15 protein-coding genes and 2 pseudogenes are annotated in these 14,287 nt (G+C 46.2%); 8 read left to right on the top strand and 9 right to left on the bottom strand.

The features are described 5' to 3' along the window. The first annotated feature begins 336 nt into the window (after positions 1-336). Positions 337-867 (top strand): antiterminator LoaP, encoded by a 531-nt coding sequence (gene loaP / locus HWY38_RS16520; protein ID WP_007612427.1) that lies wholly within the window; start codon positions 337-339, stop codon positions 865-867. A 44-nt stretch (positions 868-911) separates the two neighbouring features. Here the strand turns inward: loaP and HWY38_RS16515 are convergent. After that, a pseudogene (locus HWY38_RS16515) lies at positions 912-1,095 on the bottom strand (AzlD domain-containing protein); the annotation flags it as partial. 5 nt (positions 1,096-1,100) lie between these two features. Here HWY38_RS16515 and HWY38_RS16510 point away from each other — a divergent pair. From HWY38_RS16510 to HWY38_RS16500, 3 genes and pseudogenes are all read left to right on the top strand, one after another. Further along, a pseudogene (locus tag HWY38_RS16510) lies at positions 1,101-1,313 on the top strand (hypothetical protein); the annotation flags it as partial. Positions 1,314-1,452: 139 nt separating this feature from the next. Further along, positions 1,453-2,469, top strand: a complete 1,017-nt coding sequence (gene namA, locus HWY38_RS16505; RefSeq protein ID WP_032874116.1) for an NADPH dehydrogenase NamA — start codon at positions 1,453-1,455, stop codon at positions 2,467-2,469. Positions 2,470-2,582: 113 nt separating this feature from the next. Then, complete coding sequence (locus HWY38_RS16500; RefSeq protein ID WP_032874113.1) at positions 2,583-3,356, top strand: alpha/beta fold hydrolase; 774 nt, start codon at positions 2,583-2,585, stop codon at positions 3,354-3,356. A gap of 49 nt (positions 3,357-3,405) precedes the next feature. Here HWY38_RS16500 and rpmG read toward each other — a convergent pair whose 3' ends face one another. Both rpmG and rnz read right to left on the bottom strand, forming a co-directional pair. Continuing rightward, positions 3,406-3,555 carry a 50S ribosomal protein L33 gene (rpmG, locus tag HWY38_RS16495; protein ID WP_003153246.1) on the bottom strand — a complete coding sequence of 50 codons (150 nt, stop codon included), beginning with the start codon at positions 3,553-3,555 and terminating at the stop codon, positions 3,406-3,408. Between the two features lie 78 nt (positions 3,556-3,633). After that, entirely contained in the window at positions 3,634-4,560 is a 927-nt protein-coding gene (gene rnz, locus HWY38_RS16490) for a ribonuclease Z (protein ID WP_224182210.1), read from the bottom strand. 208 nt (positions 4,561-4,768) lie between these two features. Between rnz and zwf the strand changes: the two genes are divergently transcribed. After that, positions 4,769-6,238 carry a glucose-6-phosphate dehydrogenase gene (zwf, locus tag HWY38_RS16485; RefSeq protein WP_012117935.1) on the top strand — a complete coding sequence of 490 codons (1,470 nt, stop codon included), beginning with the start codon at positions 4,769-4,771 and terminating at the stop codon, positions 6,236-6,238. 90 nt (positions 6,239-6,328) lie between these two features. Here the strand turns inward: zwf and gndA are convergent, their stop codons facing one another. Both gndA and HWY38_RS16475 read right to left on the bottom strand, forming a co-directional pair. After that, positions 6,329-7,738, bottom strand: a complete 1,410-nt coding sequence (gene gndA, locus HWY38_RS16480) for an NADP-dependent phosphogluconate dehydrogenase (protein WP_003153241.1) — start codon at positions 7,736-7,738, stop codon at positions 6,329-6,331. Between the two features lie 108 nt (positions 7,739-7,846). Further along, on the bottom strand, positions 7,847-9,091 hold the full coding sequence (locus HWY38_RS16475; RefSeq protein ID WP_032874108.1) for a DNA polymerase IV: 1,245 nt from the start codon (positions 9,089-9,091) through the stop codon (positions 7,847-7,849). A gap of 75 nt (positions 9,092-9,166) precedes the next feature. Between HWY38_RS16475 and HWY38_RS16470 the strand changes: the two genes are divergently transcribed. Both HWY38_RS16470 and HWY38_RS16465 read left to right on the top strand, forming a co-directional pair. Next, a complete protein-coding gene (locus tag HWY38_RS16470; protein ID WP_003153239.1) occupies positions 9,167-9,448 on the top strand; it encodes a hypothetical protein in 282 nt (93 codons plus the stop codon). 32 nt (positions 9,449-9,480) lie between these two features. Next, entirely contained in the window at positions 9,481-10,317 is an 837-nt protein-coding gene (locus HWY38_RS16465) for a membrane protein insertase YidC (RefSeq protein ID WP_038459107.1), read from the top strand. A 114-nt stretch (positions 10,318-10,431) separates the two neighbouring features. Here the strand turns inward: HWY38_RS16465 and HWY38_RS16460 are convergent, their stop codons facing one another. From HWY38_RS16460 to mce, 3 genes are read right to left on the bottom strand one after another with little or no spacing between them, the layout of a single operon-like run. Further along, positions 10,432-11,547: a M20/M25/M40 family metallo-hydrolase gene (locus tag HWY38_RS16460; RefSeq protein WP_224182209.1), complete on the bottom strand. Its 1,116-nt coding sequence runs from the start codon at positions 11,545-11,547 to the stop codon at positions 10,432-10,434. Positions 11,548-11,563: 16 nt separating this feature from the next. Continuing rightward, positions 11,564-13,087, bottom strand: coding sequence for an acyl-CoA carboxylase subunit beta (locus HWY38_RS16455; protein ID WP_411908477.1), 1,524 nt, complete (start codon positions 13,085-13,087; stop codon positions 11,564-11,566). Then, positions 13,074-13,502 (bottom strand): methylmalonyl-CoA epimerase, encoded by a 429-nt coding sequence (mce, locus tag HWY38_RS16450; RefSeq protein ID WP_224182208.1) that lies wholly within the window; start codon positions 13,500-13,502, stop codon positions 13,074-13,076. Before mce ends, HWY38_RS16455 begins: the two co-directional genes overlap by 14 nt. 93 nt (positions 13,503-13,595) lie before the next feature. Here mce and prli42 point away from each other — a divergent pair, with 93 nt between their 5' ends. Further along, positions 13,596-13,691: a stressosome-associated protein Prli42 gene (gene prli42 / locus HWY38_RS16445; protein ID WP_007408390.1), complete on the top strand. Its 96-nt coding sequence runs from the start codon at positions 13,596-13,598 to the stop codon at positions 13,689-13,691. Positions 13,692-13,704: 13 nt separating this feature from the next. Here the strand turns inward: prli42 and HWY38_RS16440 are convergent, their stop codons facing one another. Continuing rightward, entirely contained in the window at positions 13,705-14,235 is a 531-nt protein-coding gene (locus HWY38_RS16440) for a L,D-transpeptidase (protein WP_038459114.1), read from the bottom strand. Positions 14,236-14,287: the final 52 nt, after the last annotated feature.

Here is a 14,287-nt window from a genome sequence, read left to right as displayed (position 1 = left end):
TTAACAAATAGTTGCTATTTAAAGAGAATAATATCAATTTATAGATAATAATGTCAAGGCTTTATTTCGTTATTTTCTGACATTTATTCCACAGTTTTATATTCGGTGGACAGTCGGCATAATTGTTTCAGGATAAATGTCAGATAATTCCCTGAACCCTTTTCATGTCAAAGAAAATTCATCGCTTCTCTGTCAATTGGGTCTATACTTATTTTTCATTTTCATATATTATGTAAAAAAAAGACGAATTAGAAAAATTTTTAATCACTTTAAATACTATCCATTAAATACTTTCTTTGTATAATAATTTCTTATTATTCTAAGGAGGATCCAGTCATGAAATGGTACGCACTTTTTGTAGAGTCGGGAAAAGAAGAAGCAGTGCAAAAATTTCTGCGTCTGCAGTTTGATGAGCAGGCTCTCTACTCAATCATACCCAAGAAAAAAGTCACAGAACGAAAAGCCGGAATCAAATACGAGGCACTCAAAAAGATGTTTCCGGGATATGTTCTGTTTAAAACGAAGATGACAGAGCGGACATTTCATAAAATCAAAGAACTCCCCATTTCATGCAGAATCGTGAATAACGGCGCATATTATTCCAAAGAGCGTAAAACCTATTTCACGACAATTAAGGATGAAGAAATCCTCCCTATTATCAGGCTGATCGGAGAAGGAGACATTGTAGATTATTCAAAAGTCTATATTGAAAATTCAAAAGTAACCGTTGCCTCAGGGCCTCTTAAAGGAATGGAAGGCATTATTAAAAAGATCGATAAAAGAAAAAGACGCGCCAAAATCTGCCTGTCTTTTATGGGACTGGACAAAATGGTCAACGTCGGAATTGAAGTGCTCTCCAAACCCTAGCATTTCAAAAAAAGCATCAACAGCATGTGCCGTTGATGCCCTTTTTATATAAACAGACGAAAGCCCGACATCAAAATAACTCCGCTCACCACCGTCACGGTGAGACTTTTTGTTTTCAAGGCGATCACGATGGTCGGGATAAGCACGATCAAACCCGGCCAATTGATCAAAAGCGTTTGCTGTAAAAATGCAGACCGGCACATAAGAAAGCCACTTTAATACAGGCTGCGCCCATGACGTTACTGAATATTCACTTGCAGCTGAAAAATATGAGCCCCGACGATTTCAGAGCCGCTCAAAAAAACGGAATATTCGGTGCCTTCGGCGCAGTGATCTTCATCAGCAGTATTTTCATCCTGACAAACTGGTTCAAAGGTGGCCACGCAGTCATCGGTGCGTTTCTCATCTATATTTGCTATATGATCGGCTGTAAATGCCTGTTATGAAGATACGGCACCGATGTGTATAAAAAAATGCCCTTCCAGAACAATAATAACAATGCGCTCAGTCGTGAGCAGTTTATATGACTGAATGATCATGAATTGTTATAATTAATGTCTACAAACATTCCGGGAGGCGAAATAAATGGCCAGAAAATTATTTACCCCATGGACCGTTAAAGATGTAACGATCAAAAACCGTATTGTTATGGCACCGATGTGCATGTATTCCTCACATGAGAAGGACGGAAAACTGCAGCCTTTTCATATGGCGCACTATATATCGCGTGCAATCGGTCAGGTCGGTCTGATTATCGTTGAAGCGACAGCCGTTAATCCGCAGGGACGTATTACCGATCAAGATTTGGGCATTTGGAGCGACGATCATCTCGAAGGCTTTGCCAAACTGACAGAACAAGTGAAAGCGCAAGGGTCTAAAATCGGCATTCAGCTCGCGCACGCGGGACGTAAAGCTGAGCTTGAGGGAGACATTTACGCTCCGTCAGCTATTCCGTTCGACGAGCAGTCCAAAACACCGGCTGAAATGACGACAGAACAAATTAAAGAAACCATTCAGGAATTCAAACAGGCAGCGGCGCGCGCGAAAGAAGCCGGCTTTGACATTATTGAACTTCATGCGGCACACGGCTACTTAATGCACGAATTTTTGTCTCCTCTGTCCAATCACCGTACAGACGAATACGGAGGCTCACATGAAAATCGCTACCGCTTCTTAGGCGAGACCATTGAAGCCGTCAAGGAAGTCTGGGACGGCCCGTTATTTGTCCGTATTTCTGCATCGGATTATACAGACAAAGGGCTGGACATTGCGGATCATATCGGTTTTGCGAAGTGGATGAAAGAACAGGGAGTCGACCTCATTGATTGCAGCTCAGGCGCACTCGTTCAAGCTGATATTAACGTCTTCCCAGGCTACCAAGTGAGCTTCGCGGAGAAAATCCGTGAACAGGCCGAAATTGCAACAGGTGCCGTCGGTTTGATAACGACGGGAACAATGGCGGAAGAAATTCTGCAAAACAACCGCGCTGACCTTATTTTTGTCGCGAGAGAACTTCTGCGCGATCCGCACTTTGCAAGGAGTGCAGCGAAGCAGCTGAATACTGAAATACCGTCACCGGTTCAATACGACAGAGCATGGTGATGAAGTGACAGCCGGAGTTTTTCGATCCGGCTGTCTCTTTTTTTATTTTTTGAGAAACGATTGCCGAAGCTTCTCCGTCTTCCCTATAGAACCAATTAGAGGGGATGACTCCAATGAAAGCAGCATGGATGGAAAGGACATATCTGATTGACGGGTGTCCGTTTTATACGAAACACCGTAAAGGCGCCGGCGAAGTGACGATCGTCTTTGAAGCCGGCTACGGCACTTCTTCTGAAACATGGACATCATTACTCGCTGACATAGATGAAGAATTTGGGGTTTTCACATATGACAGAGCCGGAATCGGCAAAAGCGGACAAAGCCGAAACAAGAGAACGGCGGACCACATGGTACAGGAATTAAACACTCTTCTTCTGAAGGCCGGCGTCAAGCCTCCTTATCTTGTCGTCTCGCATTCATACGGCGCGATTATCAGCAGACTTTGGGCGAGCCGGAACCGCCGGGATATTCTCGGGATGGTGATGCTTGATCCGGTTTCTGAGGATCAGGAGACGAAAGTGCTTCCGCTTCTTCCCGAAGAAATGAAAGCTGCCTATTTGAAACAGTTCGTATTGGAAGGATCACACGCGGAATTTTTGACGAGCCTTCGTCAGATCAAGCATCAGCAGATTCATTTCGGCGATATGCCGCTGTTGATTTTATCATCGGGAGAGCGGGATGAGCACTTAAAGCACGCTCATGAACAATGGGTGAAACTGCACAGAAGCATGCTTGATGTCTCTTATCAAAGCGGATGGATTCAGGCCAAAAACAGTTCTCATGCCATTCACCACGATGAACCGCACATCGTCCACCTTGCCATTTATGATGTTTGGTGCGCGGTGCGCCAGCAAATGAATGCTCCTGCCTATCAGGCGGTAAACTGATTAAACAAAAGCCATTGTGCAGCGGCACAATGGCTTTTGTTATCGTGATCTATTTTGTCTCACGATGCAACGTATACTTTTTCAACCGGGGTGAATACTTTTTCATTTCTAACCGGTCCGGATTCGTCCGTTTGTTCTTCGTCGTAATATAATTTCTGTCCCCTGTCTCTGTACAGGCCAATGTAACATTTACACGCATCATTTTCACCCCTTATATAAATCGTAATTATTACGTTTTATTATATCTCACCAGAAAAAAATGTCAAGCGTCCATTTTTTAAGACCGCTCCACAGTGACCTCCATGAAGTCAAATGCGATCTTACTGTTTTCAAATACCGCTTTCGCCTCATGTTCGAGACGCTCTATCGGCGATTCACCCTGATACCTTGCGCTGATATGAGTTAAGATCAGCTGTTTGGCGCCTGCTTTTTTTGCCGTTTGCGCAGCCTGTTCTGTCGTCGCGTGATAATAATTATGTGCGAGCTTTGCATCTTCCTTGGCAAACGTCGCTTCATGAACAAGCACATCCGCATTGCGCGCCAGCTCCGTTACCCGCTCTGATGCCCTCGTATCCCCGGAAAAAGCGACGATTCTCCCTTTTTTCGGGGGTTCCAAAAAATCCCGCCCGTTAATGATTCTGCCATCGTCAAGTGTGACCGTTTCGCCTTTTTTGATTTTCTGATAGACGGGTCCGGGCGGGATATTCATTTCTTTTAATCTGCCGGCCTGCAATGCGCCGGGAATATCCTTTTCCTGAACCCGGTAGCCGAACGCTTCCACGCCGTGAATGACGGATGCTGCGGTAACAATGAATTGCTCATCTTCAAAAACCGTCCCCTCTTCGATTTCATGTACGGTAAGAGGATACGTCAGATGAGTCGCCGTCACGTTCAGGCTTGTTTCGATAAAGGCTTTAATACCTTTTGGCCCGTAAATCGTCAGCTCTTCTTCACCGCCCTGAAATGAACGGCTCCCCAACAGACCCGGAAGACCGTAAACATGGTCGCCGTGAAGGTGGGTGATGAAAATCTTCTCAATTTTCCTCGGTTTGATTGTTGTATGTAATATCTGATGCTGAGTGGCTTCTCCGCAATCAAACAGCCATACGGAACGCCTTTCTTCAAGAAGCTTCAGCGCGACGGACGTTACGTTTCTCATCTTTGCCGGCATGCCGGCCCCCGTCCCTAAAAATAATAATTCCACAATGCTTCCTCCTAGATCTTTGTACTACTAAGGATACAGGATCAGGCTGAAAATGTGAATTCACCCGGGCCTTCTCCGGCCTGATTAATTTTTTTCCGCAAACCGCAAAAAACAGGCTGAAATGTTTGCTTTCAACGAATTTTAGATTTAAAATGAAGGAAATATGCGGGGTTTTAAACCATGCTTCAGATAAAGTGAGGTACTCTAAGTGAAAACAAACGACAAACCAAAAGCAGTAATTGTAATATTTGGTGCCACAGGGGATTTGGCAAAACGAAAACTTTACCCATCCATTCACCGTTTATATAAAAATGGTCAAATTGGTGAAGAGTTTGCAGTTGTAGGTGTTGGAAGAAGACCTTGGTCAAACGAGGACCTCCGGGAAACCGTTAAAACGTCTGTTTCTTCTGCCGGGCAAAAAGACATAGACGATTTCACATCTCATTTTTATTACCATCCGTTTGATGTAACGAATCCGGGTTCCTATCAGGAGCTGAATGTCCTGCTTGATCAGCTTGAACATACATATGAAATCCCGAACAACAGAATGTTTTACTTGGCGATGGCTCCTGAGTTTTTCGGCACTATCGCAAAATCACTTAAAAACGAAGGTGTCACAGCGACAAATGGCTGGTCCCGTCTCGTCATTGAAAAACCGTTCGGCCATGACCTGCCGAGTGCGAAAGAGCTTAACAAAGAAATACGCGAAGCTTTCACGGAAGATCAAATTTACCGGATCGACCATTACCTAGGCAAACAAATGGTTCAAAATATCGAAGTCATCCGGTTTGCGAATGCGCTGTTTGAGCCGCTGTGGAATAACCGCTACATCTCAAACATCCAGATTACGTCAAGTGAGGATCTCGGCGTTGAGGATCGTGCGAGATATTACGAGAAATCAGGCGCACTCCGTGACATGGTTCAAAACCATATTTTACAAATGGTCGCTCTCTTGGCGATGGAACCGCCGATTAAACTGAACACGGAAGAAATCCGCAGCGAAAAAGTGAAGGTGCTGAGAGCCCTCCGCCCTGTCGCTCCAAACGAAGTGAGTGACTTCTTCGTCCGCGGACAATACCAAGCGGGAACGATTGACGGAAACGCTGTACCGAGCTATACAGATGAGCAAAATGTAGCACCGGATTCCAATACGGAAACATTCGTGTCCGGAAAGCTGTTAATCGATAACTTCCGCTGGGCCGGCGTTCCGTTTTATATCCGCACAGGGAAACGGATGAAAGAAAAATCAACGAAAATCGTCGTTCAATTTAAAGACATTCCGATGAACCTTTATTACGGCAATGAAACGAATGTAAATCCGAACCTGCTTGTCATCCATATTCAGCCGGATGAAGGCATCACACTATATCTGAACGCTAAAAAATTAGGCGGAGCCGCACATGCTCAGCCGATTAAGCTGGATTACTGCAGCAACTGCAGTGATGAAATGAACACACCGGAAGCCTATGAAAAATTAATCCATGACTGTCTGCTCGGTGATGCGACAAACTTTGCCCATTGGGACGAAGTGGCGCTTTCATGGAATTTCGTCGATGCGATTTCCGAAACGTGGGCAGCCGACAAAACCCTTTCTCCGAATTATGAAGCCGGGTCAATGGGACCGAAAGCTTCGGACGATCTTCTTGAAAAAGACGGTCTCCACTGGTGGAATATATAAGAAAACAACAAAAAACCGCGGCGCCGTTCATGACGGCCCGCGGTTTTTGATATCAGAAAAGCCCCCGCAATAACTGCGGGGGCTTCTTCATTACTTCATCCATTCAGTATGGAAAATGCCTTCTTTATCTGTGCGTTCATACGTATGCGCGCCGAAGTAATCACGCTGCGCTTGAATCAAGTTTGCAGGAAGCACTGCCGTACGGTAGCTGTCGTAATACGCAAGTGCGCTTGAGAACGAAGGTACCGGCACGCCTTGAGCTACGGCAAGTGAAATCACTTGGCGAAGGGCGCCTTGGTAGCTTTCTGCAATGTTTTTGAAGTAGCTGTCTAACAGCAGGTTGTCAAGCTCCGGTTCACGGTCATATGCGTCTTTGATCTTTTGCAGGAACGCCGCGCGGATGATACAGCCGCCGCGGAAGATCATCGCGATTTCACCGTATTTCAGATCCCAGTTATATTCTTCAGACGCGGCTTTCATTTGGGCGAAGCCTTGTGCGTAAGAACAGATTTTACTCATGAAGAGCGCTTTTCTGACCGCTTCAATCAGCTCTTCTTTATTTTCAGTGACCGGCTTAACGTCTGGTCCGGACAGAAGGCCGCTTGCTTTCACACGCTCTTCTTTCATTGCGGAAATGAAACGCGCAAAAACAGATTCAGTGATAATCGGAAGCGGCACGCCTAAGTCAAGAGCGCTTTGGCTTGTCCATTTACCCGTTCCTTTTTGGCCTGCTTTATCAAGGATGACGTCAACAAGCGGTTTGCCCGTTTCTTCATCTTTTTTAGTGAAAATGTCAGCCGTGATTTCGATCAGATAGCTGTCAAGCTCTCCTTTGTTCCACTCAGCGAATACTTCGTGAAGCTCTTCGGCAGACAATCCGAGCACCTGTTTCAAAATGAAATATGACTCAGAGATCAGCTGCATGTCACCGTATTCGATACCGTTGTGCACCATTTTTACATAGTGCCCCGCTCCGTCCGGGCCGATGTATGTCGTACAAGCTTCTCCGTCCACTTTAGCAGAAATGGCTTCCAGAATCGGTTTCACGAGTTCGTGCGCTTCCTTTTGGCCGCCCGGCATAATAGAAGGCCCTTTCAGCGCTCCCTCTTCACCCCCTGATACACCCGTTCCGATAAAGTGAATGCCGCTTTCGGCAAGCTCTTTGTTCCGGCGCTGCGTATCTTTATAGTATGTATTTCCGCCGTCAATCAAAATATCGTCTTTTTCCAGATGAGGAAGAAGAGATTGAATCGTCGCATCCGTTGCAGTTCCCGCTTTAACCATTAATAAAATTTTACGGGGTGTTTCAAGAGACTGAACAAACTCCTCAATGCTGTATGTACCGACAACATTTTTGCCTTTTGCCTCTTCTAAAAACTCTTCCGTTTTGCTGCTTGATCTGTTGTATACAGACACAGAAAATCCCCGGCTTTCGATGTTAAGAGCCAGATTTTTACCCATTACCGCAAGACCGATAACTCCGATTTGTTGTTTTGACATATTCTAACGTCCCTTCTTCAAACGTTTAACCATTTTAAAATTTAAATTAAAATAAAATGATATTTATACTAAAGAAATTATCATACATAACCCCTTTTTTCAAGTTATTCACCTTTTCTTTTCATCCTGGAAAAAGTCTCTGTTAAAGCTCGTTCCCCTTGTTTTGCTTTCTTCTTTTTTTATAACGGCGCCTTTTCTGATCAGGTTTTGGCCGTACTTTTCATTCAGCTCGTTCATCATCTGAAAAATCGGCTCATCCTTTGCGTCCTCCTTGAATGAAAACAGATCAAGCTGTTTATACGCCTGCTGTTTTTCAACCAGTTCCGTTCCGGTGATGCCGAGAAGCCTTACCGGGTTTTGGTTCCAGTGCTTGTCAAACAGTTCCATCGCCGCTTCCATGATGTCTTTTTTCTGATCAGCCGGATTGCTGAGGGTCATGCTTCTTGTGACTGTTTTCCAATCCGCATACCGAATCATGATGAACAGCCGGCAGGCCATGACCTCCTTGCGCTGGAGCCGTTCGCTCACAGACAGCGCGAGCCGTTCAAACACGCCCGTTAATTCATCCCAGTCAGCCGAATCATGCGACAGGGTGGATGAGTTGCCGACGCTTTTAAATTCATAAATCCGCTCGGGATTGACTTCTGCAGGATGGATGCCGTTCGCTTTATCCTTCAGCCTCGGGCCGTTTATGCCGAGAAGCGTTTTCAGCGCATGTTCATCTCCTTTTGCCAAATCACCGATCGTTTTGATGCCGAGCGTTTTTATTTTTTCCGCAGTTTTCGTTCCTATACCGTGCATCTCTTCAATCGGAAGAGGCCATAAGACGTCCGGCAGCTCTCTTTTTCTTAAAATGGTGATGCCGAGCGGTTTTTTCATGTCAGACGCCATTTTGGCGAGAAATTTATTCGGGGCGATGCCGATGCTTGACGGAAGCAAAAGCTCTTTTTGCAGTCTCGCCTGAATGTCTTCGGCTGTTTCATACGCCCTGTGTCTGTGCGGTGTGTCCGTAATATCCATGTATCCTTCATCAATAGAAACAGGCTCGACTAAATCCGTATACTCCCTCAGAATGCTGAACATTTCTTTTGATGAACTCCGGTAGCGGTCAAAATTCGGAGGCACGACGATGAGTTCCGGACAGAGGCGTTTTGCCCGCCACACCGGCATGGTGGTCTTTACGCCCCGCGCTCTCGCTTCGTAGCTGCAGGTGACGATGATTCCTTTCCGTTCCTTCACGTTTCCGGCAACGGCGATAGGTTTTCCTCTTAAAGACGGATCATACGCCATTTCTACGGAGGCATAAAAACTGTTCATATCGATATGAAATATAATTCTCCCTTTTCCGGCCACTCCCGGCGCCTCCTTTCCTTTCATAGACAACCTTATATATATGTAGTAAAATAAGAGCTGAATGGATGTGATAAAATGATTCTTGAGTCAATGAATGACTTTTTATTTTTAGTCGATTTTTTCACAATTATTCTTCCCGCTCTGACCGCGATCGGCATCGCTTTTCTTTTGCGTGAACGCCGCGCAGGAGAGCATTGGAGAACGAAACGAATAGATGAACATCAAGCAGTCGTTCAGCTGAACCGAACAGACTTTCTTATTATTATATATCATCGCATTACAACTTGGATACGTAAAGTCATCCGCATGAATTCACCGGCGAATGATGATGAAGATGTCAGCTTCCTCCTTTTATAACGGCAAGTGAAGATAAAAAGGAGGAAACATAATTGTCTAAAACATATCAAAAATGGATCGCATTCGGATTGTTTTTTATCGTACTGTGCACAGGCCGCTCGGCTTTTGCGGCGACATCTCAGACTCAGACGGGAGGCCTCGGGAATATCGGTTTTTTCCACGATTACCTGATCGAGCCGTTTTCGGCACTTTTAAAAGGTGTGGCGGGCCTGTTCCACGGTGAGTACGGACTGTCGATTATTCTGGTGACGATTATCGTCCGGATCGTTGTATTGCCTTTGTTTGTGAATCAATTTAAGAAACAGCGGGTGTTCCAGGAAAAAATGGCTGTGATCAAACCGCAGGTCGACAGCATTCAGGCTAAAATAAAACAAACGAAAGATGCGGAAAAACAAAAAGAACTGCAAATGGAAATGATGAAGCTTTACCGTGAGCACAATCTGAATCCGATGGCAATGGGATGTCTTCCGATGCTGGTGCAATTCCCGATTTTGATCGGTTTTTATTACGCCATCCGCTCAACGCCGGAAATCGCTTCACACTCATTTCTGTGGTTCAGCTTAGGGCATTCTGATATTCTTGTATCACTGTGCGCGGGGGCCATGTATTTCTTACAGGCTTATATTTCCCAAAAATTAAACGAGAAATATTCACCGGCTGCTCAAAATCCGGCCGCGATGCAGTCAGCAAAAATCATGGTCTTTATTTTCCCTGTCATGATGACCATTTTTTCACTTAACGTACCGGCTGCGCTGCCGCTTTACTGGTTTACAAGCGGACTGTTTTTGACAGTGCAGAATGTACTTTTACAGCAGACGCATCATAAAAAGAAACAGGCTGCGGCTCAGGCGGAGCCCGCCAAATCATAATACTGAAACCCTGCCGGAACCTATCCGGCAGGGTTTTTTTCTTGTATCTGCAAAGCTTTAAGCCTAATACCATCAAGAATGAAAAAAGCACCCAATCAACTGGGTGCTTCGTTTTTAGTTGGCCGCTGTTTCGATAATGGCAACGACCATTTCCGCCGTTTTGACGAGCTCTTCAATCGGCATTTTTTCATTTTTCGTATGGATTTGTTCATAGCCTACTGACAGGTTGACTGTCGGAATGCCGTGGCCGGCAATGACGTTTGCGTCACTTCCGCCGCCGCTTGTCTGAAGTTCGCTCGGACGGCCGATTTTTGCCGCCGCTTTTTTCGCGACTTCCACAACCTGATCGCCGTCCTGATATTTGAAACCCGGATACATGACCGCGATGTCCACTTCCGCGCGGCCTCCCATCTCAGCTGCAGCAGATTCGAAAGCTTCTTTCATTTTCTGCACTTGCGCTTCCATTTTTTCAGGCACTAATGAACGCGCTTCAGCCAGAATATCAACCTGGTCGCAGACGATATTGGTTTGCGTGCCGCCTTCGAAACGTCCGATATTAGCCGTTGTATCTTTATCAATACGGCCGAGCGGCATTTTTGAGATAGCTTTTGACGCGATTGTAATCGCGGAGATGCCTTTTTCCGGTTCTACTCCCGCATGAGCCGTTTTCCCGAAAATGGTTGCTCTCACTTTCGCTTGTGTCGGCGCGGCTACAATAATGTTGCCGACTTTTCCGTCTGAATCAAGCGCAAAACCGTATTTCGCGGTAATGTCTGAACGATCCATTGCTTTTGCCCCGACTAATCCCGATTCTTCTCCGGCCGTGATAATGAATTCAATGGTGCCGTGCTCGATGTTTTGTTCTTTCAGCACTTTAATGGCTTCAAACATTGCGGCAAGACCCGTCTTATCATCAGCGCCGAGAATCGTCGTGCCGTCGGATTTTACATAGCCGTCTTCCACAATCGGCTTAACGCCTTTGCCCGGAACAACCGTGTCCATGTGGGATGTGAAATAAATCGTATCCGCATCTTTTGTGCCCTTTAACGTACAGATTAAGTTGCCGGCTCCATGCCCCGTCACTTCTTTTGTATCATCTTCTTTTACGCTCAATCCTAAATCAGTGAATTTTTGTTTGAGCACCTTGCTGATTTCCGCTTCATGTTTTGTCTCTGAATCAATTTGAACGAGTTCAAGAAATTCTTCAAGCAGACGTTTTTCGTTTACCATTTTCAGTTCCCTCCGTTTAAAGCGGTATATTACCGTGCTTTTTTTTCGGTCTTTCCTCTTCCTTATGCGCAAGCATGTCAAATGCCTGAATCAATTTTTTCCTCGAGTCTTCCGGCCGGATGATATCATCCACCATTCCGCAGGCCGCCGCTTTATACGGACCGGCGTTTTCCTTTTCGTATATGGCTTTTTTTTCGCGCTTCGTTTTCTCCGGGTCGTCAGAAGCCTGTATGTCTCTGCTGTATAAAATCGACGCCGCGCCTTCCGCTCCCATCACGGCGATTTCCGCATTGGGCCAGGCGAATACAAGATCTGCCCCGAGCCCTTTCGAATTCATGGCGACATAGGCGCCTCCGTAAGCTTTTCTGATGATGAGCGTCACTTTCGGCACCGCCGCTTCGGCAAAAGCATACAGCAATTTTGCTCCGTGACGGATGATTCCCGCATGCTCCTGCTGAAGGCCCGGGAGAAATCCCGGAACATCAGCGATCGTCAATAACGGAATATGAAACGCGTCGCAAAAACGGATGAATCTCGACGCTTTGTCAGCGGCATCAATCGTGAGGCTTCCCGCCAAGTGTTTCGGCTGATTTGCGACAACACCGACTGTACGCCGTCCGAGTTTCAGAAAACCGACAGCAATGTTTTTGGCAAAATACGGCTGAATATCAAAAAACGTTCCGTCATCCGCCAGTTCTTTTATAACCTGTAACACATCGTAAGGTTTCGAACTGTCCGCGGGAACGAGGGTGTTTAATAACGGTCTGGCGTCTTCCTTTTTAACGGGCAATGCCGTCTGTCCGCCGTGCGGGAGATAAGAAAGCAGGGTTTTCACAGCGGAAAGAGCCTCTTTTTCCGTTCGTGCGGAATAGTGGGCATTTCCGCTTATCACATTATGTATTCCCGCACCGCCTAAACTTTCCGCGTCAATCTGTTCACCCGTAACCTGTTCAATGACTTTCGGGCCTGTAATAAACATGTGCGACGTATGTTCCGCCATAATCACAAAATCCGTCAATGCGGGTGAATAAACAGCACCGCCGGCACACGGCCCAAGGATGACAGAAATTTGCGGAATCACTCCCGAGTAAAGGACGTTGCGCCTAAAGATATGACCGTATCCATTTAATGATACCACACCCTCTTGAATTCTCGCACCACCTGAGTCGTTCAGCCCGATGATCGGAGTTTTATTTTTCGCCGCCAGATCCATTACCGCCGCGATTTTTTCCGCATGTGTCTCGCCGAGCGTCCCGCCGAGTACGGTAAAGTCATGGGCAAACAAATACACGGGCCGTCCGTCAATTGTGCCGTATCCGGTAACGACTCCGTCTCCCGGAGCATTTCGGGACCCGGGCATGCGGCTTTTGGCAAACGGCTGCAGCTCTGAAAAACTGTCTTCGTCCAATAAATAGTCAAGTCTTTCTCTTGCCGTCAGCTTGCCTTTTTTGTGCTGTTTTTCATTTTTTTCCGCACCGCCGCCATTTGTTAAAAAGGAACGTCTTTCGTTTAAGTGTCTGATATGATCACTCATGCTCATCTTGAGTTTCTCCTTTTTCAATTGTTTCACAAAGCTCAATCAGGACCCCGTTCGCCTCTTTTGGAGAGAGAAATGCGATCTTCTTCCCGCCCGCTCCGTTTTGCGGTTCATGATGGATCAAAGTCATGCGGCATGCTTCAAGCTCCTTGATCGTTTCCTTCATATCGGCGCAGCGGAATGCCAAATGATGCAGCCCTTCGCCTCTTTTCTGTAAAAAAGAGCTGACGGGAGACGCGTCCGACAGCGGCTCAATCAGCTCAAGCTTTGTGCCTCCCGCCTCTAAAAAAGCAACTCTCACATTTTGGCCGCTTACCAGCTCGTCTCCCATATACGTAAGCCCGAGCATCCGTTCGTAAAATCCTTTCGCAGCTTCAATAGAGCTGACGGCAATGCCGACATGATCAAGTTTTTTCATAGCGCGGCCACCTGCTTTCCGCCATAGGATATGGCTTGTTCATACAAGCAAAACACGTTAAAATGATAGACAGTAATCTTAAGGAGTGAAACAATGTCTCAAAAATTTATGAAAAGCGCCGTCATCGTCATTTTGGGCGTATTTATACTTTCAACCCTCCTCTCAGGCATTATGATGTATTTGCGGTAAAAAAGCAGGCGCCTCATTGCAAGGGGGTTTCCTGCTTTTTTATGAGGGCTTTCCGCTCTATTGCAATGTCCTCGAATGAGCGGTTTTCTTTTGTAATCAATACTTTCGTTCCGGGAGGGATAATCCGGAAAATACGGATGACATCCCGGTTTTTCATACGGATGCAGCCGTTTGATACAAACCCCCCGATCAGCTCTTCTCTGTTTGTTCCGTGAATGCCGTATATCCTGCCGTCGGTTCCTTTCGCGTCAAAACCGATCCAGCGGGCGCCGAGCGGGTTTTCCGGCGCGCCTCCCTCTACATTTTTCTTCCGGTAATACGGATTGACGGCTTTGACCGTTACCGTAAATTCTCCTTCAGGCGTCAAATCATCCGTTTTTCCCGTCGCCACCTGATAAATGCCTTCTATTCGGTTATCCTTCACAACAGCAAGCGCATTTGTGGCTTTATTGACGATAATATAAGGGTCACCCGGCAAAGGGTTCGCGCCAAGCGGCCAAAGCGGAGACAGCAGCAGGGCGGCTGACAATAAAAAAAATCGCATGGGCTCCCCTCCTTTTTTCATTAGAATGACCAATGAAAGGAGGACTCATGCG

Source organism: Bacillus sp. KS1, from assembly GCF_020075515.1.
Classification (GTDB): Bacteria; Bacillota; Bacilli; order Bacillales; family Bacillaceae; genus Bacillus; species Bacillus velezensis.
Note: the sequence above shows the minus strand (reverse complement) of the source record. Positions and strands in the feature narration are given on the sequence as shown.